Source organism: Saccharopolyspora erythraea, from assembly GCF_018141105.1.
GTDB lineage: Bacteria > Actinomycetota > Actinomycetes > Mycobacteriales > Pseudonocardiaceae > Saccharopolyspora_D > Saccharopolyspora_D erythraea_A.
Genome location: NZ_CP054839.1, coordinates 2,677,028 through 2,698,220 on the forward strand (window position 1 = coordinate 2,677,028; position 21,193 = coordinate 2,698,220).

General features: G+C 71.0%; 22 protein-coding genes. 14 read left to right on the forward strand and 8 right to left on the reverse strand.

Translation table 11 applies throughout. From position 1 onward, the window contains the following. Positions 1 to 20 precede the first annotated feature (20 nt). The 8 genes from HUO13_RS12485 (at position 21) to HUO13_RS12520 (ending at position 5,468) form a co-directional block, all read left to right on the forward strand. Positions 21 to 302, forward strand: a complete 282-nt coding sequence (locus HUO13_RS12485) for an acyl carrier protein (RefSeq protein ID WP_211901544.1) — start codon at positions 21 to 23, stop codon at positions 300 to 302. Next, positions 302 to 1,108 carry a hypothetical protein gene (locus HUO13_RS12490; RefSeq protein WP_211901545.1) on the forward strand — a complete coding sequence of 269 codons (807 nt, stop codon included), beginning with the start codon at positions 302 to 304 and terminating at the stop codon, positions 1,106 to 1,108. Before HUO13_RS12485 ends, HUO13_RS12490 begins: the two co-directional genes overlap by 1 nt. Positions 1,109 to 1,113: 5 nt before the next feature. After that, positions 1,114 to 1,587 (forward strand): holo-ACP synthase, encoded by a 474-nt coding sequence (gene acpS / locus HUO13_RS12495; protein ID WP_211901546.1) that lies wholly within the window; start codon positions 1,114 to 1,116, stop codon positions 1,585 to 1,587. Next, positions 1,580 to 2,020: an acyl-CoA hydrolase gene (locus tag HUO13_RS12500; RefSeq protein ID WP_211901547.1), complete on the forward strand. Its 441-nt coding sequence runs from the start codon at positions 1,580 to 1,582 to the stop codon at positions 2,018 to 2,020. Before acpS ends, HUO13_RS12500 begins: the two co-directional genes overlap by 8 nt. Before the next feature lie 98 nt (positions 2,021 to 2,118). Then, positions 2,119 to 3,366 (forward strand): MFS transporter, encoded by a 1,248-nt coding sequence (locus tag HUO13_RS12505; protein ID WP_211901548.1) that lies wholly within the window; start codon positions 2,119 to 2,121, stop codon positions 3,364 to 3,366. Further along, entirely contained in the window at positions 3,363 to 3,818 is a 456-nt protein-coding gene (locus tag HUO13_RS12510; protein WP_211901549.1) for an ester cyclase, read from the forward strand. The genes HUO13_RS12505 and HUO13_RS12510 overlap by 4 nt, the downstream gene beginning before the upstream one ends. A gap of 105 nt (positions 3,819 to 3,923) precedes the next feature. Continuing rightward, the gene (locus HUO13_RS12515; protein ID WP_211901550.1) at positions 3,924 to 4,802 is read left to right on the forward strand and encodes a 1-aminocyclopropane-1-carboxylate deaminase/D-cysteine desulfhydrase; all 879 of its coding nucleotides are present in this window, start codon (positions 3,924 to 3,926) and stop codon (positions 4,800 to 4,802) included. A gap of 63 nt (positions 4,803 to 4,865) precedes the next feature. Then, on the forward strand, positions 4,866 to 5,468 hold the full coding sequence (locus tag HUO13_RS12520) for a hypothetical protein (protein WP_249124718.1): 603 nt from the start codon (positions 4,866 to 4,868) through the stop codon (positions 5,466 to 5,468). Between the two features lie 178 nt (positions 5,469 to 5,646). On the opposite strand, the gene HUO13_RS12525 is transcribed toward HUO13_RS12520, so the two are convergent. The 3 genes from HUO13_RS12525 to HUO13_RS12535 all read right to left on the reverse strand — a co-directional run bounded on the left by HUO13_RS12525 (position 5,647) and on the right by HUO13_RS12535 (position 8,973). Then, complete coding sequence (locus HUO13_RS12525; protein WP_249124720.1) at positions 5,647 to 6,492, reverse strand: polysaccharide lyase; 846 nt, start codon at positions 6,490 to 6,492, stop codon at positions 5,647 to 5,649. Positions 6,493 to 6,688: 196 nt separating this feature from the next. Continuing rightward, positions 6,689 to 7,357 carry a response regulator gene (locus tag HUO13_RS12530; RefSeq protein WP_211901551.1) on the reverse strand — a complete coding sequence of 223 codons (669 nt, stop codon included), beginning with the start codon at positions 7,355 to 7,357 and terminating at the stop codon, positions 6,689 to 6,691. Next, positions 7,354 to 8,973, reverse strand: a complete 1,620-nt coding sequence (locus HUO13_RS12535) for an ATP-binding protein (protein WP_249124722.1) — start codon at positions 8,971 to 8,973, stop codon at positions 7,354 to 7,356. Before HUO13_RS12535 ends, HUO13_RS12530 begins: the two co-directional genes overlap by 4 nt. 187 nt (positions 8,974 to 9,160) lie before the next feature. Here HUO13_RS12535 and HUO13_RS12540 point away from each other — a divergent pair, with 187 nt between their 5' ends. Further along, the gene (locus tag HUO13_RS12540; RefSeq protein ID WP_211901552.1) at positions 9,161 to 10,525 is read left to right on the forward strand and encodes a CitMHS family transporter; all 1,365 of its coding nucleotides are present in this window, start codon (positions 9,161 to 9,163) and stop codon (positions 10,523 to 10,525) included. Positions 10,526 to 10,600: 75 nt separating this feature from the next. Here HUO13_RS12540 and HUO13_RS12545 read toward each other — a convergent pair whose 3' ends face one another. Further along, a complete protein-coding gene (locus tag HUO13_RS12545; RefSeq protein WP_211901553.1) occupies positions 10,601 to 10,975 on the reverse strand; it encodes a DUF397 domain-containing protein in 375 nt (124 codons plus the stop codon). Between the two features lie 24 nt (positions 10,976 to 10,999). Then, positions 11,000 to 11,611: a DUF5753 domain-containing protein gene (locus tag HUO13_RS12550; protein ID WP_282976442.1), complete on the reverse strand. Its 612-nt coding sequence runs from the start codon at positions 11,609 to 11,611 to the stop codon at positions 11,000 to 11,002. On the opposite strand from HUO13_RS12550, the gene HUO13_RS12555 reads away from it, so the two are divergent. Together HUO13_RS12555 and HUO13_RS12560 are read left to right on the forward strand one after the other, a co-directional pair. Beyond that, positions 11,520 to 11,783: a hypothetical protein gene (locus tag HUO13_RS12555; protein WP_211901555.1), complete on the forward strand. Its 264-nt coding sequence runs from the start codon at positions 11,520 to 11,522 to the stop codon at positions 11,781 to 11,783. The genes HUO13_RS12550 and HUO13_RS12555 overlap by 92 nt on opposite strands. A 210-nt stretch (positions 11,784 to 11,993) precedes the next feature. Then, positions 11,994 to 12,365, forward strand: a complete 372-nt coding sequence (locus tag HUO13_RS12560; protein ID WP_211901556.1) for a hypothetical protein — start codon at positions 11,994 to 11,996, stop codon at positions 12,363 to 12,365. A 296-nt stretch (positions 12,366 to 12,661) separates the two neighbouring features. Here HUO13_RS12560 and HUO13_RS12565 read toward each other — a convergent pair whose 3' ends face one another. Both HUO13_RS12565 and pruA read right to left on the reverse strand, forming a co-directional pair. Continuing rightward, complete coding sequence (locus HUO13_RS12565) at positions 12,662 to 13,591, reverse strand: proline dehydrogenase family protein (RefSeq protein ID WP_211901557.1); 930 nt, start codon at positions 13,589 to 13,591, stop codon at positions 12,662 to 12,664. A gap of 222 nt (positions 13,592 to 13,813) precedes the next feature. Continuing rightward, complete coding sequence (pruA, locus tag HUO13_RS12570; RefSeq protein ID WP_211901558.1) at positions 13,814 to 15,442, reverse strand: L-glutamate gamma-semialdehyde dehydrogenase; 1,629 nt, start codon at positions 15,440 to 15,442, stop codon at positions 13,814 to 13,816. Positions 15,443 to 15,617: 175 nt separating this feature from the next. Here pruA and HUO13_RS12575 point away from each other — a divergent pair, with 175 nt between their 5' ends. Then, a complete protein-coding gene (locus HUO13_RS12575) occupies positions 15,618 to 17,264 on the forward strand; it encodes a PucR family transcriptional regulator (RefSeq protein ID WP_211901559.1) in 1,647 nt (548 codons plus the stop codon). Between the two features lie 104 nt (positions 17,265 to 17,368). Here the strand turns inward: HUO13_RS12575 and HUO13_RS12580 are convergent, their stop codons facing one another. Further along, on the reverse strand, positions 17,369 to 19,705 hold the full coding sequence (locus HUO13_RS12580; protein ID WP_211901560.1) for an ATP-binding protein: 2,337 nt from the start codon (positions 19,703 to 19,705) through the stop codon (positions 17,369 to 17,371). Positions 19,706 to 19,967: 262 nt separating this feature from the next. Between HUO13_RS12580 and HUO13_RS12585 the strand changes: the two genes are divergently transcribed. Both HUO13_RS12585 and HUO13_RS12590 read left to right on the forward strand, forming a co-directional pair. Continuing rightward, a complete protein-coding gene (locus HUO13_RS12585; RefSeq protein ID WP_249124724.1) occupies positions 19,968 to 20,570 on the forward strand; it encodes a DUF6230 family protein in 603 nt (200 codons plus the stop codon). Between the two features lie 42 nt (positions 20,571 to 20,612). After that, positions 20,613 to 21,188, forward strand: a complete 576-nt coding sequence (locus HUO13_RS12590; protein ID WP_249124725.1) for a DUF6114 domain-containing protein — start codon at positions 20,613 to 20,615, stop codon at positions 21,186 to 21,188. The last annotated feature ends 5 nt before the right edge of the window (positions 21,189 to 21,193 follow it).

Below are 21,193 nucleotides of genomic sequence, written 5' to 3' on the forward strand. Positions count from 1 at the left end.
ACGAAGAAGGTGTGACGAGCATGGAGAAGCACGAGGTCGTGTCCGCCGTCGAGACCGCGCTGACCGAGGTCCTGGAGCGCGAGGTCTCCGGGCTGGCGGCCGGCGACCGGCTGTTCGAGGACCTGCACCTGGACTCCACGTCGGTGCTCGAGCTGCTGATGGCCCTGGAGGACGGCATCGGCATCGAGATCGACCCGGAGACCCTGGACATGGACGACTTCCAGTCGGTCGGCACCCTCACCGACTACCTGCTGGCCCGCCGCGCCGAGGCGGGCGACGTGGTCGGCGCCGGGGAGCGGTGATGCCGGCGGTGAGCGCGGCCGCGGCGGTGGTCTCCCCGCCGGCGCGGCCCTACCACGACGACCCTTCGATCACGGCCTTCTACCGCGACCTGGTGGAGCCGTTCGGCGAGACCGTGGACGAGGCCCTGCTGCGCGGGGGTGCCAACGTCTTCCACCGCGACCTGGCCGACGCCCTGGTCGACGACGAGGGCATCGGGGAACTGGTCGCGGACCTGGTGATCGTCACCCACGCGCTGCCCGACGTGCACCCGTTCACCGCCGTCGCCTCGCACCTGAACATGCGGCTCGGCGGCCGGGCGACGAGTTTCGCGATCTCCGAGCAGGGGCTGGCGGCGCCGTTCACCGCCCTGCGGGTGATGTCGGGGTTCCAGCGCAGCGGGCGCGCCGAGTGCGCGGTGCTCGCGGTGCTGGAGCAGACCACGATGCCCACCCGGCATCCGCTGGTGCACGACAACGAGCTGGTGGACTCCGGTGCGCTGCTGGTGTTCGGGGGTGCCGACGGGCTGCGGGTCGACGCCGTGGAGACCACTCCGACGGCGGACGCGGCCACCGAGCGGCTCCGCGAGCTCGCGGCCAAGGACCCCGACGACACCCTGCTGGTGGTCGGCCCGTGGAGCGCGTGGGACGGGCTCGACGGCAGCGCCGTGCACCGCGTCGCGCCCGGCGGCTACTGCACCAGCGTGTGGCTGGAACTGGCCCGCAACTGGCGGAACTGGCAGCAGGAGCACGCGGTCGTGGTGCTGGCCGACGTCGAGCCGCGGACCGGCCAGGGCCACCTCGCCGTGCTGCGCTCGGGACGGCAGTAGCGGCGATGTGGGTCGGAGTCGACGTGCTGGGCGCGGGGGAGCTGGACGCACTGCTCGCCCGCCCCTGGTTCCGCACCTACACCTACGCCGCCGCCGAGCTCGCGATCGCAGACACCTTCGGGGCGAGCCGCGCCCGCGAGTTCCTCGCAGGCCGGTTCGCGGCGAAGGAAGCGGTGCTCAAGGCGCTCGGCACGGGAGTCGGCGGGGGCATCACCCCGAGGCAGGTCGGCATCCTGCGCGACGTCACCGCCGCTCCGGTCGTGGAACTGACCGGGGCGGCGTCCGCGCGCGCCGACGCCCTCGGCATGGCAGAGATCGCGGTCTCGATCTCGCACAAGGACGACTACGTGGTCGCGGTGGCGGTCGGCGGCAGGGCCGGGGCACCGCTGGGCGGCGGCGCGGGCATCGCCCGCACGACGCTGGAGGAGATCGCCTCGCAAGGGGCGAGCAGAGGCAGAGCGAGGAGCAGGGATGTCTGAGGTGGTCACCGCCACGATCAGGGTCCGGATGGGGCAGCAGGACGCCCATTACGGAGGCGACCTGGTGGACGGTGCGCGGATTCTGGAGCTGTTCGGCGACCTGGTCACCGAGATCACCATCCGCACCGACGGGGACGAGGGGCTGCTGACCGGCTACGGCGCCCTGGAGTTCCTGGCACCGGTGCGCGCGGGGGACTTCGTCGAGGCGACCGGCCGCCTGGTGCGCCGCAGCCGGTTGCGGCGCACGGTGGAGCTGCAGGCGCGCAAGGTCATCGCGTCGCGCTACGGCGAAAGTCCCACCGCGGCCGAGTTTCTCGACGAACCAGTCCTCGTCTGCCGGGGTGTCGGCACTACCGTGATCCCCGCAGCTCTGGCGCGGCGTCGTTCGTCAACCGCCCCGCACCTCGTTCCCAGCACCACCGGAGTCGACTGAACCCAGAGCCGACCGAACCACCGAGTTCATCCAGCCACTCAGTCGACCGAACCCAGAGTCGCTGAACCACTGCGGAATTCCTGTTGGAGAGGATCCGGATGACCGTCCCCGCCCAGAACACCCCGAGCCCGAGCCGGGTCATGGCGATCGCGATATCCAGCGCGTTCCTGATCGGCCTCGACGCCATGGTCGTCGCGCCGCTGATCCCGGCCATCGCCGAGGACACCGGTGCGCCCGCCCGGCTCGGCGGGCTGCTGGTGAGCATGTACGCGCTGCTGTTCGCGTTGTCGGCACCGCTTTTCGGTGCCCTGTCCGACCGCCTCGGCCGCCGCCGCATCCTGACGATCGGACTGGTCGTCTTCGTGGTGGGCAACGCGCTCACCGGCGTCGGCCTGAACTTCGGGTTCCTGCTCGCCTGCCGCGCGGTCTCCGGGCTCGGCGCGGCGATGATCATGCCCAGCGTGTACGCGATGATCTCCGACACCCACCCGTTCGAGCAGCGCGGCAAGGCGATCGGCAAGGTCGTGGCCGGGCTGCTCAGCTCGTCGGTGGTCGGTGTCCCGATCGGCTCCTACCTGGCCTACCTCACCAGCTGGAGCGCGGCGTTCTTCGTCATCGCCGCGGCCACCGCGGTGGTCCTGGTGCTGGTGCTCGTGCTGCTGCCGGAAATGGCCGGGCCGTCGGCGGGCAAGCCGCAGAAGACCAGCGCCGCCAAGGCGGTCCTGGGTATGGTGCGAAGCGCCGTCTCCACGCCCGCGGTGCTGTTCGTCCTGGCCTGCACGCTGCTCTGGGCAGCGGCTCTCTACGGGCTGTTCTCCAACATCGGCACCTTCTACGCCGAGCGGTTCCACCTCAACGAGGCGCAGGCGGGCCTGACCATCATGGGTTCGGGCGCGGGCAGCATGGCCGGGGCGCTGCTGGGCGGCCGCATCGCCGACCGGGTCGGCAAGCGGACCGTGATGGTGGTGGCCGCGCTGGTCGCCGCGACCGGGGTGATCGCCACCCCGCTGATCGGCGACAACCTGGTGCTGGTGCTGATCGCCTTCATCGCGTGGGGCACCGCGGTCGGCATCGGCCAGCCGTGCCTGACCGCGCTGGTCAGCGAGCTGCGCCCGGAGATCCGGGGTACCGCGCTGGCGCTCAACAGCTCCGCGCAGTACCTCGGCATGATGCTGGCGACCAGCCTGGCGGCGCTGCTGCTGGAGCGCGGCGCCTCGTTCGTGGTGATCGGCGTGATCTGCGGCGTCTGCGCGCTGCTGGTGCTGCCGCTGCTGGCCGGCATCAAGGGAGCGGCGGGCACCGTCGCGGCGCAGGAGAAGCAGGCGGCGCAGGAGGTGGCCCGATGACCGCGGACGTGCGCGGCAAGGTGCTGTTCGAGAAGTTCGTCGACCTGTGGAACGGGGACCTCGACTACGCCGACACCGCGGAGTTCATCGCCGACGACGTCGTCGTGCACAGCGCACAGCTCGCCCGGTACCTCGGTTTCCCCGACTCCAACCAGATCACCACCCGCCAGGGGCTGTTGGACTGGGTGACCTCGGTGCGCACCCTGCTCGACGGCGTGCGCTTCCGGACCGTGCCGGGCCCCATCCAGGAGGGCGACCTCGTCGCGGGCGGCTATGTGGTGACCGGCACCTACGCCGGTGGCGCGCCCAACGCCCAGGCGGAGCCGGGAACGCCGGTGGAGTACACCGGGATGTCCATCACCCGCATCGAGAACGGCAAGATCGCCGAGTACTGGGTCCTGTCGGACGCCCTCGGGCTGCTGTCGGACCTGAAGGCGATCCACCGGCCCTGACGGCAGTGCGGCCCCGCCCCGACGGCTTGGGCGGGGCCGCGGAGGCGTCTGGCCTCTCACCATTGACGTTCACGACGCGATCGACTACTCGGCATAATCACTGCTGTGGCCTGGCCAGAAGTTGACCTGCAGCTCCCGTCACCTGAGATCGAGGTGAAAGATGATCGGCTTGCTGCCAAGGGGGTGCGAGTCATCCTCAAACGTGACGATCTCATCCACACCCACATGCCAGGCAACAAGTGGCGGAAGCTCAAGTACAACCTCCAGGAAGCGCAGCGCACGGGACACGACACTCTCTTGACTTTCGGCGGTGCGTACTCGAACCACATTCGGGCAGTAGCAGCAGCCGGTTGCTACTTCGGGTTCAAGACCGTGGGTGTGATTCGTGGGGAGCAGCACCTCCCGCTCAATGACACGTTGGCGTTCGCAACTTCCTGTGGCATGCGGCTCTCGTATCTCGATCGCGGTACGTACCGGAACAAGCACGATCCTTCCGTTGCCGATGCGCTGCGAGAGCGGTTCGGGCGGTTCTACCTGCTTCCAGAGGGTGGTAGCAACGCTCTCGCGGTGCGAGGCTGTGCTGAGCTGGCGGCGGAGATCGAGACCGACTTCGATGTGATCTGCTGTGCTTGTGGTACCGGTGGCACGATCGCGGGGATAGCGGGATCGCTTAGGGCCGGACAGCGAACTATTGGGTTCCCGGTCTTGAAGGGAGCACACTTCCTCTACGAGGACATCGCCCGATTGCAGCGCGAAGGTCTGGGCAAGGTCAGCGACAACTGGACCCTCGCGCTCGACTTCCACTTCGGTGGTTTTGCCAGGAAGACGAGGAACCTGGACGAGTTCATCCAGGATTTTCGAGGACGGCACGGGGTCGAGCTGGATTGGGTCTACGTGGCCAAGATGCTCTACGGGGTGTTCGTCTTGGTCGAACGACGTGACTTCAAGCCGGGTACGACGATCGTCGGCGTGGTAACTGGTTGACGCGATCATGCTCTGTTGTGGTAGCGACGTTGAACGCTCTTGGCTGTCGAGCGGTCGCAGCGGGTGAGTTCCCAAACTCCTGTGTGCTGCTGTCCGGCCTGCGCCCGCGGCTGGCGGCAGCGGGCGCTGGAGGCCGACGACGTCCGAGCCCTGCTGTGGGCGGAGGTCCGCAGGCTCGTCACCGGAGGCGACCTGGCCGCCACCGACGACCGGCTGCCCGCGGAGGTGTCGGCGGCGTTGCTCGCGACCCGGCAGCGGGCCACCGACGAGCTCCGGCGCTCGGTCCTGGCCGAGATCGGTGCGGACCACCGGGTCGTCCTGCACGGCGCGGTCGACCCGTGGGCGACCGGCGCACTGCCGGGGCTGACGCCCGACGCCGCGAGCGAGGTCGATTCCGTGGTGTTGCAGTGCTGGAATCCTGGCGAGAAGTCGATCAGCGACGTGGCGGCCGCCCGGTCTGAAGTACCGTCCGAAGTGGACATCGATGCATACGTCACGGCGGTGGCCGCGCAGCCGGTGGGCATGAGCGACCACGTGCGCGGGCTCGGCAGCGCGGGAGCCTCGGAGCTGCACCTCTACCACCTGGGTCTGGCGGGCCCGGCGCGATGGGCCGACCTGCGTGCGGCGGTCCGCCAGGCCCACGCGGCGGAACCGGCGTGGAGGTGAGCCTCCAGCCGCGAGTGACCGTCCTATGAGGACCGTCTGGGCGAATCCGGTCGGCGGCGGACCTCGGGCCGCCGCCCCGCGGACGGGGGCCCGCTCGCTACAACGGCGGCGGGAGCGGGCCCTCACCCACGAGGAAGGGCCGGTGCGGGGCACCGCACCGGCCCTGGCGTCCCCGCGCTCAGCGGAGTTCGTCCTCGCTCACCCGGAAGTCGCGGAACTGGGCGTGCACGTCGCGGCTCGGGCCCCACGAGGTGTCGTGGCCACCGAAGAACGTCGAGAAGAACACGCCGGAGAACGGGATCTCCGAGATCTGGTGGATTCCCTGCTCCCGCAGCACTTCTCGCCCGTCGTAGTCGACGGTGATCGTGCCGCTGTCGCGGTCCACCGACTGCTCGACGGTGTGCCAGCCGCCGTCGGCCTGCCACGACCACGCGCCCAGGCCGACGTCCTTGCCGTAGCCGCCACCCTGCGACGGGTCGTAGACGTAGACGGTGGCCTGGGACTCTCCGCCGCGGACGCGCCACATGTACCGGGTCGACCAGGCGTCGCCGTGCTCGCCGCCGCTGGAGTGCCCGGGCGGGCCGCCGTAGAGGCCGGGCAGCTTCCCGCCCTTGGCGCCGAAGTCCCAGTCCGACCCGAACCTGACCTGGTAGCTCAGGTGCAGGGTCCGGGCGTCGGCGAGGTCGTCGCGCCCGATGGAGCGGAAGTCGGTGTAGAACTGGCCACCGCCCTCGCTGGGGCAGTTGTCGCACGACGGCGCCGAGGATCCCTTGCCGTAGAACACGTCGAGCTGTTCTCCCTGGGCCTGCATCCGGTCGTAGCCGAAGCCACCCTCGCCGACCACTCCCCAGTGCTGCTTCCACGAACTGCCCGGGAAGTCGGCGAAACCGCCGGTCCACGGTGCGGCCGAGACCTCCGGCGCGGCACCGGCCGGGGCCGCGCACAGGGCCATCAGCAATGCCAGGGACATGCCCGCGAACCCGCTCGCCCGGCGAACCCGCCGGAATCCACGTCGTCTTCTCACGTCGCTCTCCTCTTGAGGCGTCGGCATCAGCAGGACGTGAGCGGGTGAGCCGGTGTTGAGACAGGCACACCGCACCCACTCACGAACGTCGACCGGGCGGCGGTGCGGTCGTGGCCGCAGGAGGGTTCCTCCGGCCGTTCAGAGCAGACACCGCAAGACGGTTCGCGGTCAACACCGCCGCGTGGCGGCTGCCGGGCTACCGCGACGAGGACAGTGGTTCGTACTGGTGCTCGGGGCGGCCGCTGGCGCCGTAGCGCAAGGTCATGCGCGCCTTGCCGTCCTGCGCCAGAGCGGCGAGGTAGCGCTGCGCGGTCGCCCGCGCGATGCCGAGTTCCTCGGCGATCTCGGCCGCCGAACGCGCGCTTTCCCCGCGCTGCAACGCATCCAGCACCAGCTGGGAGGTCAGCGGCGACTGCCCCTTAGGAGCGGCGGGGCGGTCGCCCTCGTGCAGCAGCCGCATCGCGCGGTCGATCTCGTCCTGGTCGACCGCGCCGCCGGTCACCGGCAGGCGAGCCCGGTAGCGGGCGTAGGCGGTGAGCCTGCTCCCGAGCTGCTCGGCGGTGAACGGCTTCACCAGGTAGTTCAGCGCACCGGCTGCCAGGGCCGCACGCACCGAGGCCGGGTCGGTGGCGGCGGTGAGCATGATGGCGTCGACGTCGAGCTCGCCCAGCAACGCGATGCCCGACCGGTCGGGCAGGTAGTTGTCGAGCAGCACGAGGTCGGGGTTCCGGGTGTCGACCAGCTCGCGGGCCTGCTCGGCGCTGTGGGCGACGCCGACCACCTTGAAGTCCGGGACCCGCTCGGTGAACTCGGCGTGCACCTGCGCCACCCGGAAGTCGTCGTCCACCACGGCCACCCTGATCACAGCTTCGCCTCCCGCTCGTCGACCGGACCGGTCGCGGATTCCAGCACACCCGGCAGCACGGCGACGAACACCGCCCCGCCCGTCCCGTCCTCGGGCTCCGCGAGCCGCACGTCTCCACCGAGGCTGCGAGCCGCCTGGCGGCACAGCGCCAACCCGAGCCCCCGGTTGCCGCCGCCCTTCGACGACACACCCTCGGTGAAGATCCGCGCCCGCAGCGCCTCCGGCACGCCGTCCCCGCTGTCCACGACCGACACGTGCAGCGCGGTGCCGTCGGCGAGCAGGTCGACCTCCACCCGCGCGGGCCGCCGCGAGCCGGTGCGCGCCGCGTCGATGGCGTTGTCCACCAGGTTGCCGACCACGGTCACCACCTCCACCGGCGCGACGACCGCCGTGGGCACCCAGCTGGTCTCGCCCAGCTCCAGCTCCACGCCCCGCTCCAGCGCCCCGGCCTTCTTCGCCGACAGGAACGCCACCAGGTACGGGTCGCGCACCGCGTCGGCGGCCGGGCCGAGCCCGGCGATCGAGCCGGTGGACAGCGCCTGCACGTACTCGACGGCCTCCTGGTGGCGCTCGGTCTGGAGCAGCCCGGACAGCGTGTGCAGCCGGTTGGTGAACTCGTGGCGCTGCGCGCGCAGCGTGTCGGTCATGCCGCGCACCGACTCCAGCTCCTGACTGAGCGCTTCCAGGTCGGTGCGGTCGCGCAGGGTGAGCACGCCGCCGAGGTCCGTGCCGTCGCGCCGGACCGGCCGGTGTCCGGCCACCAGCACCCGGTCACCGGAGACGGTGATCAGGTTGCTCACCGGCCGGCCCGCCAGCAGCACCTCGCGCAGCCGCGGCGGGATGTCCAGGTCGGCCGCCGGGGAGCCGGTCTCGATCCGGGTGTCCAGCAGCCGCTCGGCCTCCCGGTTGCACACCGAGACCCGGCCGCCCGCGTCCACGGCCAGCACGCCCTCCCCGATGCCGTAGAGCACCGCCTCGCGCTGGCGCACCAGCTCCGCCAGCTCGTGCGGTTCCAGCCCGAGGGTGCGCCGCTTGAGCACGCGGGTCAGCCACGCCGCCCCGGCCACCCCGACCAGCAGCGCCCCGCCCGCGAACGCCGCCGAGGTGGCGATGAGCCGCAGCAGCGCGGTCTCGATGTGCTGGGCGTCGAACCCGACGCTGACCTGTCCGACGACGGTGCCGTCGGCGGTGCGCAGCGGCACCTTGCCCCGGGCCGAGAGCCCGAGGGTGCCGCGCTGGACGTTGACGACCTCGTGCCCGGCCAGCACCCAGCGCGGGTCGGTGCTCACGTGCTCGCCGATCTCGTCGGGGTTCGGGTGCGACAGCCGGACCCCGTCGCGGTCGGTCACCACGACGAACAGCGCGCCGGTGGCCTCGCGGGCGCGCTCGGCCTCGTCGCGCACGGCCTGCTGCGCCCCGCCCGCGACCGCGCCGGCCAGGCCGGTGTCGGCGGCCACCGCGCGGGCGACGCCCAGCGCGCGCTGGCCGTACTGGTCGGTGAGGTTGCGGTCGAGCAGCGACGCCACGAGCAGGAACCCGATTGCGGTGACCAGGGTGATCAGCCCGATCTGGAGGAGCAACGCCTGCCGCGCGAACCGCATCGGGCGGCGTGACATGCACCGACCATACCCGTCGAGCAAAACGCGCAGAACGCGTCGAACGCGGGATAGACGAACAACGCGGACAACATTCCCCGTGGTGAACCGGGTCACCTACGGTTCCGCGAAACGAAACACCGCTGTAACCGGGGCCACTCGGAGTCGTCCGGAGGACCGCTGGGGCCCTCCAGGGAAGGAGGAAGCGTTGATCGCGCTGCTCGGCTTGTGCATGGTGACCGTCTTCCTCTACCTGGTGATGAGCAAACGGCTCTCACCGATGGTGTCGCTCATCGTGGTGCCCGCGGTCTTCGCGGTGCTCGGCGGCTTCGCCCCGGACCTGGGCGACATGATCACCGAGGGCATCACCGACGTGGCGCCCACGGCGGCGATGCTGCTGTTCGCGATCCTCTACTTCGGGATCATGATCGACGCGGGGCTGTTCGACCCGATCGCGCGCGGTGTGGTCCGGCTGACCCGCAACGACCCGCTGCGGCTCATCATGGGCACGGTCGCACTGGTGGCGCTGGTGTCGCTGGACGGCGACGGCACGACGACCTTCATGATCACCGTCTCCGCGCTGCTGCCGATCTACCGCAAGCTCGGGGTGAGCCCGGTGCTGATGACCGGCCTGGCGTGCATGACCAACGCGGTCCTCAACGTCGTGCCGTGGGGCGGCCCGGCGGCGCGCGCGGCCAGCGCGCTGCGGCTGGACCCGCAGGAGCTGTTCGTGCCGATGATCCCGGCGCTGGCGGCCGGGCTGGCCACCGTGTTCGTGATCGCCTACGCGCTCGGCCTGCGCGAGCGCTCCCGGCTCCGCGCCCGCACCGGTGCCCCGGTGCTGGTCGGCGCGGGCGGCCCGGCCGTCACCGGTGGTGGCGACGACAGCGACCGCGGCGGTTCGGCCGGCGGCCCGGCCGACTTCGACGTCCTGGCCCCCGACCGCGAGTCCCTGCGGCCGAAGCTGATCTGGTTCAACGGCGCGCTGACCATGGCGCTGCTGACCGCGCTCATCATCGGCGTCCTGCCGATCGCGGTGCTGTTCATGATCGGCACCGGGCTTGCGCTGATCGTCAACTACCCGCGGCTGGAGCAGCAGCGCGCCCGCATCGCCTCCCACGCCGACAGCGTGGTGGCCGTCGTCGCGATGGTGTTCGCCGCGGCGGTGTTCACCGGCGTGCTCTCGGGCACCGGGATGATCGAGCAGATGGCGCAATACCTGCTGGCGGCCATGCCCGACGCGCTGTTCCCGTTCTTCAGCGTCATCGTCGCGGTGCTCAGCGTCCCGTTCACCTTCTTCATGAGCAACGACGCGTTCTACTTCGGAGTCATGCCGATCCTGGCCGAGGCGGGCGCCCAGCACGGCATCGGCGCCATGGAGATCGCCCGTGCATCGCTGCTGGGCCAGCCGATCCACATGCTCAGCCCGCTGGTGCCCGCGATGTACGTCCTCATCGGGCTGGCCAAGGTCGACCTCGGCGACCACCACCGCTTCGCCATCAAGTGGGCGCTGGTGGTCTGCGCCGTGGTCATCGCCAGCGGACTCGGCATCGGGATCATCGCGATCCACTGACCCGACAGGACCCGTGGGTCTTTTGGGCCGCTCTGGCGACCCAAAAGACTCACGGGTTCTTAGGCGAACGGAAACCTATGCGGCGTAGGCGAAAGCGTCGAACTCGTGCTTGGCGATGCCGTCGCGGAAGGCGTCGACCTCGGCCTCGGTGAAGACCAGTTCGGCATCCGGTGATGTGCTGCTGCGGAAGACGTGTGTGCCGTCCTCGCGGCGGGTGATCTCCAGGCACAGACCCTCGGTGCGGCCTGCGCGGGTGGCGGTGAGGAAGTCGTCGAACTGCTCGGCGGTGAACACGAGGCGGTGGTCGTCCGGCGCGCCGAAGGTCGTCTTGTCGTCGCGCAGTTCGACCCGGTCAGCCCTGCGCGCCACCCGCACGCACGACTTTTGCGGTTCGCTTCGGGTCGCCTTGCGGAAGTCGTGTTCGGCGAACGGCGCTGGCGTTGTGGTCATACGGCCTCCCTAAATGTTGGTTGCTCACTTCTTGAACTCGCGGGCGACCTTCGCGATGAACTTGCGGCTCTCGTCGAAGCTCAAGGCGGCCGAGGTCAGACGTGCCCAAGCGGTGTCGTGCGCGGCGAGCGCCTTCTTGTCGTCGAGGTATCGGATCTCTCCTTCGCCTTCGACGTATGCGAGTTCGAGCGGTCCGGCGGCACCTGGCGACGGCACGCGAAGCAGGACGAAGTGGTTGCCTATGGGGGATCGGCGGCCGGGAGGGGTCCTGAACGGCATCACCTGGATCATGACGTTCGGGCGATTCGATACCTTGACGAGGTAATCGAGCTGCTCACGCATGACCTCGGCATCGCCCCACATGCGACGCAAGCATGATTCCGAGAGCACGAAGTGCGCGTTGGTCGGCTCTGGCGCATCCAGGATGTCCTGCCGCGCGAGCCGGGCTTTTACGTGATCATCGATCGTCAGCCCATCGATCTCGGGTTCGTTGGCGTGCATGGCACGGACGTATGTCTCGCACTGTCTGTGGGAGATGACCCTGATGGCTGCCCCGACCAACCCGGCGTTGTCGCGTCCGGCCAGGAAAAACGTCGCCTGCGCCGACGGCTTCGATCGGCCGAGGATGGTGTCCACCTACGTCGGTGGTGACCGGGTGGTTCTTCTCGCGCCGCCTGCCGAGGCGGCGGTGATGACCCCCGAAGCGGCACGCGCGCTCGCCGAGGACCTGTGCGACCACGCGGCCGCGGTCGAAGTCCGGCGGTGGAGCGATGCCTCGCGGGTCCTTCCGTTCGTCCGCCGCCGCTGATCCACCCCGGCCGAACCACGCCCCCAGGTGACGGCCGGGCGCATGGGCGGGCGGCTCGGCGTCGAGCTCGCGGTCTGGCGAAACCGCGGGTTCCGCGCGTCGCCCGCCACTTCTCAACCCGGCGCCTTCCAACGGGTCGCCGGGCCGCAGCGCGGCGGTCCTGCCGAGACCCCGACCTCCGGCAGGACCGCCGTTCCCACCACGTCAGGAATGACCATGTTGCTTATGCCGCCCAGCAGGGAAGAGGAACCGCACCTCGCCGCGCTCAAGCGCAGCGTCGAATCCGGGTTCAGGGTCAGGCATTTCGGGGCTTGCGATGGCAGGACCGTCACGGCCATCTATGCCGAACGCTGGTGTGCCTACGGGGTGGTCGACAGCTACACCCTGCGGGCGATGACCGAAGCGGTCGCCGCCCGCGTCCGGATCGAGGATTACCCGCACGGCGACCCGCTGTGGGAAACCACCGGGACGGTCGCCGACGTGATCACCGCGCTGCTCGAACTTCCGCCGCACGGCCACCCCGGGGCGCCGGGGCAGGCCCGGCGCCCGTCCACCGCTTTCTGGTTGCCCGGACTTCGCTGATGGCCCCGGTCAAGTGGGGAACGAGCGTGCACTACCGGGACCGCGCCCATGCACTCCTCGGTCCCGGGATGGCGGCGCTATGCGGAATTCCGTGCGAGCAGACGTGGCGGCAACGATCAGGAAACCGGCGAATCTGCCCTGAGTGCGCTATCGCGTTCATGAGCTGGGCGTACCCGGCCGCACCGGCGGCTCGCCCAGGTACGTGACCACTTGGGAGCAGGGCGCTCCTCGGACGTGGAACGGCCCCCGGTCGAAGCGTTCGGGGGGCCGCTTCGAACGGGGGCCGGGCACCGGGGTCAGCGGCTGCTGACCAGCGAGCGCAGGAAGAAGGCCATGTTGGCCGGGCGCTCGGCGAGACGGCGCATGAAGTAGCCGTACCACTCGTCGCCGTAGGCGACGTAGACCCGCAGCCGGTCGCCCTCGGCGGCGATCCGGCGCTGCTCCTCGGTGCGGATGCCGTAGAGCATCTGGTACTCGAAGCTGCCGGGGGCGCGCCGGGCCCTGGCCGCCAGGTCGCCCGCGATGGCGATCATGCGCGGGTCGTGGGTGGCCACCATCGGGTAGCCGGCACCGTTCATCAGGACCTTCAGGCAGCGCACGTAGGAGCGGTCCACCTCCTGCTTGCCCTGGAACGCCACCGAGGCCGGTTCGGCGTAGGCGCCCTTGCAGATCCGGACCCGGGACCCGGCGGTGGCCAGGTCGCGGCAGTCGCCCTCGGTGCGGTGCAGGTACGCCTGCAGCACCGCCCCGACCCAGGGGAAGTCCACCCGCAGGTCGGCCAGGATGCCCAGCGTCGAGTCGGTGGTGGTGTGGTCCTCCATGTCCAGGGTGACCGTGGTACCCGCGGCGGCCGCGGCCTCGCAGATCTGCCGGGCGTTCTCCAGCGCGATCTTCTCGCCGTCCTTGGGCAGGAACTGCCCGACTGCCGACAGCTTCACCGACGCCTCGGCCCGCTCGGTCAGCCCCGCCTCGGACAGTGCGGCGAACACCCGCTGGTAGGCCCGCACGGTGGCGGTGGCCTGGCCGGCGTCGAGGGTGTCCTCACCGAGGTGGTCGAGGGTGACGTGCATGCCCTGGTCGCTCAGCGACCGGGTGGCCCGCACCGCGTCCGCGGGCGTGGTGCCCGCGACGAAGCGATCCACGACCGAGCTGGTCAGCGGGTTGGCCTCGACGAGTTTGCGCACACCGGTGGAGCGGGCCGCGGCCAGCAGAGGAGTCCGGAGCATCGTGCTCTCCTTCATGGGGTAGGTGGTGGCGGCCCCGCAGCGGGGCGGGGCCGCAACGCACGCGGGTTGCGTTTCCCAGGTGCAGCCGCGCCTCGCGCGGCTGGCGCTGCCACCGTCGGCGCGTCGGCCGTGGGCGTTCAGCGCGGACCCGCGTCGGGGGAGCGGGCCCACGCTGAACGCGGGCGGCGTCGACGCGCCATGAGAAGCGCCATCGGGCGCTTGTCAGCCCATGTGCGGATAGGTGTGCTGCGTCGGGGCGTTGAAGGTTTCCTTGATCGCCCGGGGGCTGGTCCAGCGCTGGATGTTGAACAGCGAACCGGCCTTGTCGTTGGTGCCGGAGGCGCGGCTGCCGCCGAAGGGCTGGCGGGAGACGATCGAGCCGGTGGGCTTGTCGTTGACGTAGAAGTTGCCCGCGGCGTGGCGCAGCTTGCGGTGCGCCTCGTCGATCGCCGAGCGGTCGGTGGCGAACACCGCGCCGGTCAGCGCATACGGGCTGGAGCTGTCGACGACGTCGAGGATCTCGGAGTACTTGCCGTCGTCGTAGACGTGCACGGCGATGATCGGGCCGAAGTACTCGGTGGTGAAGACCTCGTCTGCCGGGTCGGTGCCGACCAGCACGGTGGGCTCGACGAAGTAGCCCACGCTGTCGTCGTAGCCGCCGCCGGCCAGGATCTCGATCGAGGGGGTGTTGGCGGCCCGGTCGAGGGCGGCCTTGTGCTTGGCGAACGCGCGGGCGTCGATGACCGCTCCGCCGAAGTGGGAGAAGTCGGTGACGTCGCCGTAGCTGATGGTGCGGGTCAGCTCGGCCAGCTCCTCGCGCAGCCCGCCCTCCCAGATGGAGCGGGGGACGTAGGCGCGGGAGGCCGCCGAGCACTTCTGGCCCTGGTATTCGAAGGCGCCGCGGGCGAACGCGGTGGCCAGCGGGGCCGGGTCGGCCGAGGGGTGCACGACGATGAAGTCCTTGCCGCCGGTCTCCCCGACGATGCGGGGGTAGGAGCGGTAGGTGTCGAGGTTGTCGGCGATGGTGCGCCAGAGCTTTTTGAAGGTGGCGGTGGAGCCGGTGAAGTGCAGGCCGGCCATGTCGGCATCCGGCAGGGCGATGTCGCTGACGGCCTGGCCGTGGCCGGTGACCATGTTGATCACGCCTGGGGGCATGCCGGCGGCTTCGAACAGGCGCATGGTGAAGTGCGCGGCGAACTGCTGCGACGGGGTGGGCTTCCAGACCACGGTGTTGCCCATCAGCGCCGGCGCGGTGGGCAGGTTGCCGGCGATGGCGGTGAAGTTGAACGGGGTGATGGCGGTGACGAACCCGTCCAGAGGGCGGTATTCCATCCGGTTCCACTCGCCGGGTACCGAGTTGGGCTGCTCGGCCATGATCTGGCGGGCGTAGTGGACGTTGAACCGCAGGAAGTCGATCAGTTCGCAGGCGGCGTCGATCTCGGCCTGCTGTACCGACTTGGACTGGCCCAGGATGGTGGCGCCGTTGATGGTGTCGCGCCACGGGCCGGAGAGCAGGTCGGCGGCGCGCAGGATGACCGCGGCGCGTTCGTCGAACGGGGTCGCGGCCCACTGCGCGGCGGCGTCCTTGGCCGCGGCCACGGCGTCGGCGACGTCGGTGTGGGTGGCCTCGGCACAGGTGCCCAGCACGTGGGCGTGTTTGTGCGGCTGGACCACGTCGAAGCGCTCACCGCCGGCCATCCGCTGCGTGCCGGCGATGGTCGAGGTCAGCTCGATGCGCTCGGACTCCAGCTCGGCGATGCGCTTTTGCAGCGACTCCCTCTCGGGCGAGCCCGGAGCGTAGGTCTTGACCGGCTCGTTGGACGGGACCGGGACCGAAGTGATGGCATCCATGGCCATTACGCCTCCTTGCGAGAAGTCGCTGCGTGCATTTGGGGAGCACTGCGCGGGTGCAGAGTGCCCCAGCGTGCTGTTACCTCGGACATTAGGAGTTCGGCGGGCTTGCGGAGTTGTCCGATCGGCTATCGTTGACCCGATCGGGTTGTTCTGTTGGACAAAGGAACGGGAAGTGCGGGAAATCGGTGTCGACTCGGCGGGCGTGCCGTTGCGTCAGCTCCTCATCGCGGTGGGCGAGCCGCTGGTCGACGTCCTCGCGGCGCCGAGCGGCTTCGACGTCGACGTCCGCGATGTCGTCATTGTCGACCCGGAGGAGGACTCCGGCACCCGCCGCGGCGACCTCGTCCTGGTCATCGGCGCTCGCGGGCGCGCGGCGATGCGCCTGGTCCGGGCCGCCGCCCACGACGGTGCCGCCGCGGTCGCGGTGAAGGTCCACGCCGAGAGCGACGCCCGCGCGCTGCGCGACACCGCGATCGACGGCGGGGTGGCCCTGCTGGGCGTGCGTCCGGAGGTGCGGTGGGAGCAGCTGGAGTCCTTCGCCCGCTCGGCGGTGGACAACGCCCGGCTGACCACCGACGCCGACGTGGGGGAGGCGCTGGGTGACCTGTTCTCGCTGGCGCAGACGGTCGCGGCGATGACCGACGGCATCGTCAGCATCGAGGACACCGCCAACCGCGTGCTGGCCTACTCCCGCTCCGACGACGAGGTCGACGAGCTGCGCAGGCTGTCCATCCTCGGCAGGCAGGGCCCGGAGCCGTACCTGGCGATGCTGCGGGAGTGGGGCGTCTACCAGCGGCTGCGCGCGGGCGAGGAGGTCGTGCGCATCGACGAGCGCCCCGAGCTGGGCATCCGGCAGCGGATGGCGGTCGGTATCCACGCGGGCAACCAGCCGCTGGGCACCATCTGGGTGCAGGAGGGCGAGCAGCCGCTGTCGGAGCGCTCGGAGAAGGCGCTGCTGGGCGCGGCCCGCGTGGCGGCGCTGCAGCTCATCCGCCAGCGCACCGAGGCCACCGCCGGGCCGCGCTTCCGCGAGAACCTGCTCACCGGCCTGCTCGACGGCCGGGTCGACGCCCGCTCGGTCGCCGACAACATCGGCGCCGACGCGGACAAGCCCGCCGTGGTCGTGGTGTTCACCCTGCGGCCCGCCGACGCCGCGGGTCAGGACCGGTCGGATCTGGAGCTGCAGCGCTCCGAGATGACCAGCCTGATCTCCGTGCACGCCTCGGCCTACCGCCGCAGCGCACTGGTCACCACCATCGGCTCGCGGGTGTACGTGCTGCTGCCGGACCTGCCGGAGCGCTCGGCGGCGTCCGCGGCGCTGAGCCTCACGCGCGAGATCGCCGCGGCCTCGCGACAGCACCTGCGGGCGCGGGTGCAGGCGGGCGTCGGCTCCGCGGTGCCGACCCTGGACGAGGTCGCCGAGTCGCGCACCGAGGCCGACCGGGTGCTCGACGCGCTGTCCCACGACCAGCGGACCTCGATCGCCACCATCTCCGACGTGCGCGCGAAGGTCGTGCTGAGCGAGGTCCTCACGCTGTTGCAGGGCAACGAGCGGTTCCGCGACGCCCGGCTGGCCGTGCTCGCCGAGCACGACGCGGAGCACGGCACCGAGCTGGCGCGGTCGCTGCTGGCCTACCTGGAGGAGTTCGGCGACGTGCGGGCGGCCAGCGAGCGCATGCACGTGCACCCCAACACGTTGCGCTACCGGGTCCGGCGGGCGGGTGAGATCAGCGGTATCGACCTGGGCGACCCGTCCGAGCGGCTGAGCGCGCACCTGCAACTGCTGCTGGCGCGGCGAACCGGAACCGGTCGCCGTTGACGCAGGTGTGCCACCTCTTCGGCACCCAGGAACTCATGCCTGCGGCCGGGACCGGGTAGCGGCTTTCCGGTGCGGGCCGAGGGAGACCTGCGGGAGATGGATGGTCACCGCGAGGCGGACTCGCGGCGGGCGGTGACCCAGGCGGCGATCTGCGTGCGCGAGCTGAAGCCGAGCTTGGTCAGGATGTTCTCCACATGCCCCTCCGCGGTCCGCGTGGAGATCACCAGCCGCGCCGCGATGTCCCGGTTCGTCAGCCCCTCGGCGACCAGCTCGGCGATCTGGAACTCCCGCCTGGTCAGCACCGGCGGCTGCTCCCCGGCGGACTGCCGGGCGTCCCGCGGCCGTTCGGTCTCCAGCGCGAAGTCCACGGCCTGCGCGGCGGAGAGCCGGTGCCCCTGCTCGAACGCCTGCTCGTAGGCGCTGTCACCGAGGGCCTCGCGCACGCCGGCCACGTGCTTGTGGTGGGCCTGGGCGAAGCTGGAGTAGAACTCCGGCGAGCCGCCCAGTGACTCCCACACCGACGCCGCGACGCCGAAGAGCGTGGCGGCGCGGCCGTGCCGCCCCAGGGTCGCCTCCACCCACGCCAGCGTCTCCAGCGAGAACGCCATCGCGGTCCGGTCGGCCAGCAGCCTGCCGAGCCGCAGCGACTCCTTGCACGAGCGCTCCGCCCGGTCCGGCTCTTCGGCGGCGACGTCGATGTAGGCGTGGGCCCACAGCGCGTGCGAGCGCCAGAACGTGTCGCCGAGGCGCACGGACTTGTCGATGCAGGTGTCCAGCAGCATCCGGCCCTTCTCGGCCTGGCCGCGGTGGCCGACGGTCAGGCCGTAGAGGAACAGCGTGAGCATCTCCCCGCGCGGCGACCCCGCCGTCCGGAAGCGCTCGTAGGCCTCGCCGAACAGCGGGTCCGCCCGGTCGACGTCGGCCTCGACCAGCGCCTCCATCCCGCGCAGGTGGGCCAGGTAGGCCAGCTCCTCCGGGCTGCCGATCCGGGCCGCCAGGACCTCCGACTCCCGCAGCGACGAGCGTGCGGTGCCCGCGTCGCCCTGCTGCAGGGCGAACCACGCGTCGAGCATCAGACTGGAGAGGCGCTCGTGGGACGGTCCGGTCGCCGAGGCCAGCAGCCGGTCCAGCCACATCCGGGTCTCGGTGTGGTAGCCGCGCAGGGACAGGAAGTCGGCGAGCTGGACCACCATCCGAAGCCCGGGCTCGGCCTCGCCCTCCTGGCGGGCGCAGTAGTCGAAGGCCACGCGCAGGTTCGGGTGCTCCAGCCACAGCCGGTTGATCCAGGCCGGCTCGTCGGGGCCGAGCCACTCGGCGGCGAAGCGCCGCGTCACCCCGGCGAAGTAGTCGCGGTGGCGGCGCCGCGCCGCCTCGTGCCCACCCTCGGCGACCAGCTTCTCGACGCCGTAGGCGCGGGTGATGTCCAGCATCCGGTAGCGCGCGACGGCCTGTCCGGAGTCGCGCAGGAAGATCGACTTGTCCACCAGCGCGTCCACCAGCCCCAGCACGTCGGCCTCGGCCACCCCGTCGCCGCTGGCGACGTGCTCGACGGCGTCGAGGTCGAAGCTGCCGGAGAACACCGACGCCCGCGCCCACACCAGCCGTTCGGGCTCCGAGCACAGCTCGTGGCTCCAGTCGATCAGCGCCCGCAGCGTCCGCTGGCGGGGTGGCAGACCGCGGGTGGCCTCGCCGAGCAGCCGGTGCTGCTCGGTAAGCCGGTCGGCGATCTGCCCCAGCGACAGCGAGCGCAGGCGCACCGCCGTCAGCTCGATCGCCAGCGGTATCCCGTCGAGGTCGTGGCAGATCCGGGCCAGCGCCTGGTAGTTGGACTGGTCGACCTCGAAGCTGGGCAGCACCGCCGCCGCGCGGGCGACGAACAGCCGCACCGAGTCGAAGTGCGCGACCGCGTGCGGGGAGCCGGCGTGCTCGGGATCGGGCACCTCGAACGGCGGCACGGCGTAGGTGCACTCGCCGACCAGGCCCAGCGACTGCCTGCTGGTCGCCACCACCCGCAGCTCCGGGCACACCTGGATGAGCGTGTTGACCAGCGCGGCGCACGCGTCGACCAGGTGCTCGCAGTTGTCGAGCACCAGCAGCGTCGGGCCCGCGCCCAGCCGCTCGACGACGGCGCCCTGCACCGGCCGGGAGGACTGCTCGTGGATCTCCAGCTGCTCGGCGACGGTCTGCGGCACCAGGTTCGGCTCGCGCAACTCGCCCAGGTCGACGAACCACGCCTGGTCGTGGAAGGCCCGCCGCACGTCGGCGGCGGCCCGCATCGCCAGCCGGGTCTTGCCCACCCCGCCCGGCCCGGTCAGCGTGACCAGCCGGTAGACCGACAGCAGTCGTTTGACCTCGGTGAGCTCGTGCCGCCGTCCCACGAAGCTGGTCGCGCCCGCGGGCAGGTTGCCCGCACTGCGCCGTTCGGTGGTGGTCCGTGCCACGCGGACAGACTAGTACGGGGCATCGTCAGGCGTAGCCCACACGATCAGACCGCGTGCGGACTGTCCGGAACGCCCGGCTTCCGCCGACGCCAGGTGACGGCCCGGGCACGGCAGGTCGACCGGACGGTCGGTATGCGTACCCAACCAGGTATTTGCACGGGTACCTACCCCGTCACCGATGCGTCAGTGTCGTCACACCGCTCCCTTACTCGGGAGTAGGAAACGAACAGCCGGTGGCCGCGGCGGAGGTGGATCAATGGCGATGAGCACGGTGGTCGGACGCACGCGCTGGAAGGTCTTCGCGCTCGTCTTCGTGGTCGGGCTCGCGGGCGTCGGGTTGATGTTCACCGGCCTGTCCCGGGGTGCGCTCGCGGCGTCGTTCTCGGTGTCGGGCATGAGCTACAAGGCATCGGGGGACAAGCTCGTCAGCGAGGGCGTGGTGCAGTACGGGTCGGTCGACCATGGTTCGTCGGGAGCGCACCCGGTGCTGGTCAACGGTTTCCGCAAGGCCAGGATCGACAACTTCTGCCAGTCGTTCGTCGTGCCCGCGCTGCCCGTGGTCGGCGACGTCACGGTGAAGATCGCCGCGCCCGGCCAGGCGGGCATGTCGGCGGAGAACATGGTCCTCGGCGTCGAGCAGGTCAGCGGCGACATGACGCTGAGCAACGTCGAGATCGGGCGCGACGCCGGAACCTTCGACAAGGGGCCCGGCGGCGCGCAGGGGCCGTCCGGTGCCTTCGGCATCCAGGCCGACGGGGCGCAGATCGACCGGCTGCGCCAGGTGGCGTGGTCCACGACGGCCTCCACGCTCAAGCTCAACCAGGTCCGCATCGCCGCGAGCGCGGGCCACGACGAGTGCTTCTGACCTGATCGCCTTCCTGAGCCCGACTCCTCGAACGAACTGGTGGTGACCACAGTGGTGCATGGCAGCGACGCGAGGACCGCAGGGGAGCGCGTTCGCGACTCCCGCAACTCTCGTGACTCCCACAACTCCCGCGGGCCCGGGCGCTTCCGCGAGTTCCGGCGGGGACGGCCCTTCTGGGCGGGGCTGTTCACCACCGCGTCCGGCCTGGTCGTGCTGTTCCCGCCGTACGCGTCCCTGCGGTTCGGCGACGCGATGATCTCGCTCAACACCATGGGCGGAATCTCTTCGCTGGTGATCGGGGTCGTGCTGGTGAGCTGCGGGATCTCGTTCTGGGCCCGGCCGGAGCTGCGGGTCGTTGCCGGGGTCGTCGCGCTGCTGCTGTCGCTGGTGGCGATCGTGACCTCGAACCTCGGGTCGTTCATGCTGGGCACGCTGCTCGGGATCATCGGCGCGGCGCTCGCGCTCGCGTGGTCGCCCGGCGCGCGTCGCCGGGGCCGCGACGAGCCCGCCGGTGGTAGTGCGTCCGCGCAGCGGACCGGGATCGTCGCCTCCGGGGTGGCGACCGTGCGGTCCGGGCCGTCCCGTCATGTCAGCGCGTCCGACCGGACGGGTGCGTGAGGGAC

Coding starts and splice junctions, on each gene's coding strand:
- HUO13_RS12585 (WP_249124724.1), top strand. CDS start 19,968: ATGAGCACGGTGGTCGGACGCACGCGCTGGAAGGTCTTCGCGCTCGTC.
- HUO13_RS12560 (WP_211901556.1), top strand. CDS start 11,994: ATGACCATGTTGCTTATGCCGCCCAGCAGGGAAGAGGAACCGCACCTC.
- HUO13_RS12490 (WP_211901545.1), top strand. CDS start 302: ATGCCGGCGGTGAGCGCGGCCGCGGCGGTGGTCTCCCCGCCGGCGCGG.
- HUO13_RS12545 (WP_211901553.1), bottom strand. CDS start 10,975: ATGACCACAACGCCAGCGCCGTTCGCCGAACACGACTTCCGCAAGGCG.
- HUO13_RS12500 (WP_211901547.1), top strand. CDS start 1,580: ATGTCTGAGGTGGTCACCGCCACGATCAGGGTCCGGATGGGGCAGCAG.
- HUO13_RS12555 (WP_211901555.1), top strand. CDS start 11,520: ATGGCTGCCCCGACCAACCCGGCGTTGTCGCGTCCGGCCAGGAAAAAC.
- HUO13_RS12510 (WP_211901549.1), top strand. CDS start 3,363: ATGACCGCGGACGTGCGCGGCAAGGTGCTGTTCGAGAAGTTCGTCGAC.
- pruA (WP_211901558.1), bottom strand. CDS start 15,442: ATGGATGCCATCACTTCGGTCCCGGTCCCGTCCAACGAGCCGGTCAAG.
- HUO13_RS12565 (WP_211901557.1), bottom strand. CDS start 13,591: ATGCTCCGGACTCCTCTGCTGGCCGCGGCCCGCTCCACCGGTGTGCGC.
- HUO13_RS12535 (WP_249124722.1), bottom strand. CDS start 8,973: ATGTCACGCCGCCCGATGCGGTTCGCGCGGCAGGCGTTGCTCCTCCAG.
- acpS (WP_211901546.1), top strand. CDS start 1,114: ATGTGGGTCGGAGTCGACGTGCTGGGCGCGGGGGAGCTGGACGCACTG.
- HUO13_RS12505 (WP_211901548.1), top strand. CDS start 2,119: ATGACCGTCCCCGCCCAGAACACCCCGAGCCCGAGCCGGGTCATGGCG.
- HUO13_RS12485 (WP_211901544.1), top strand. CDS start 21: ATGGAGAAGCACGAGGTCGTGTCCGCCGTCGAGACCGCGCTGACCGAG.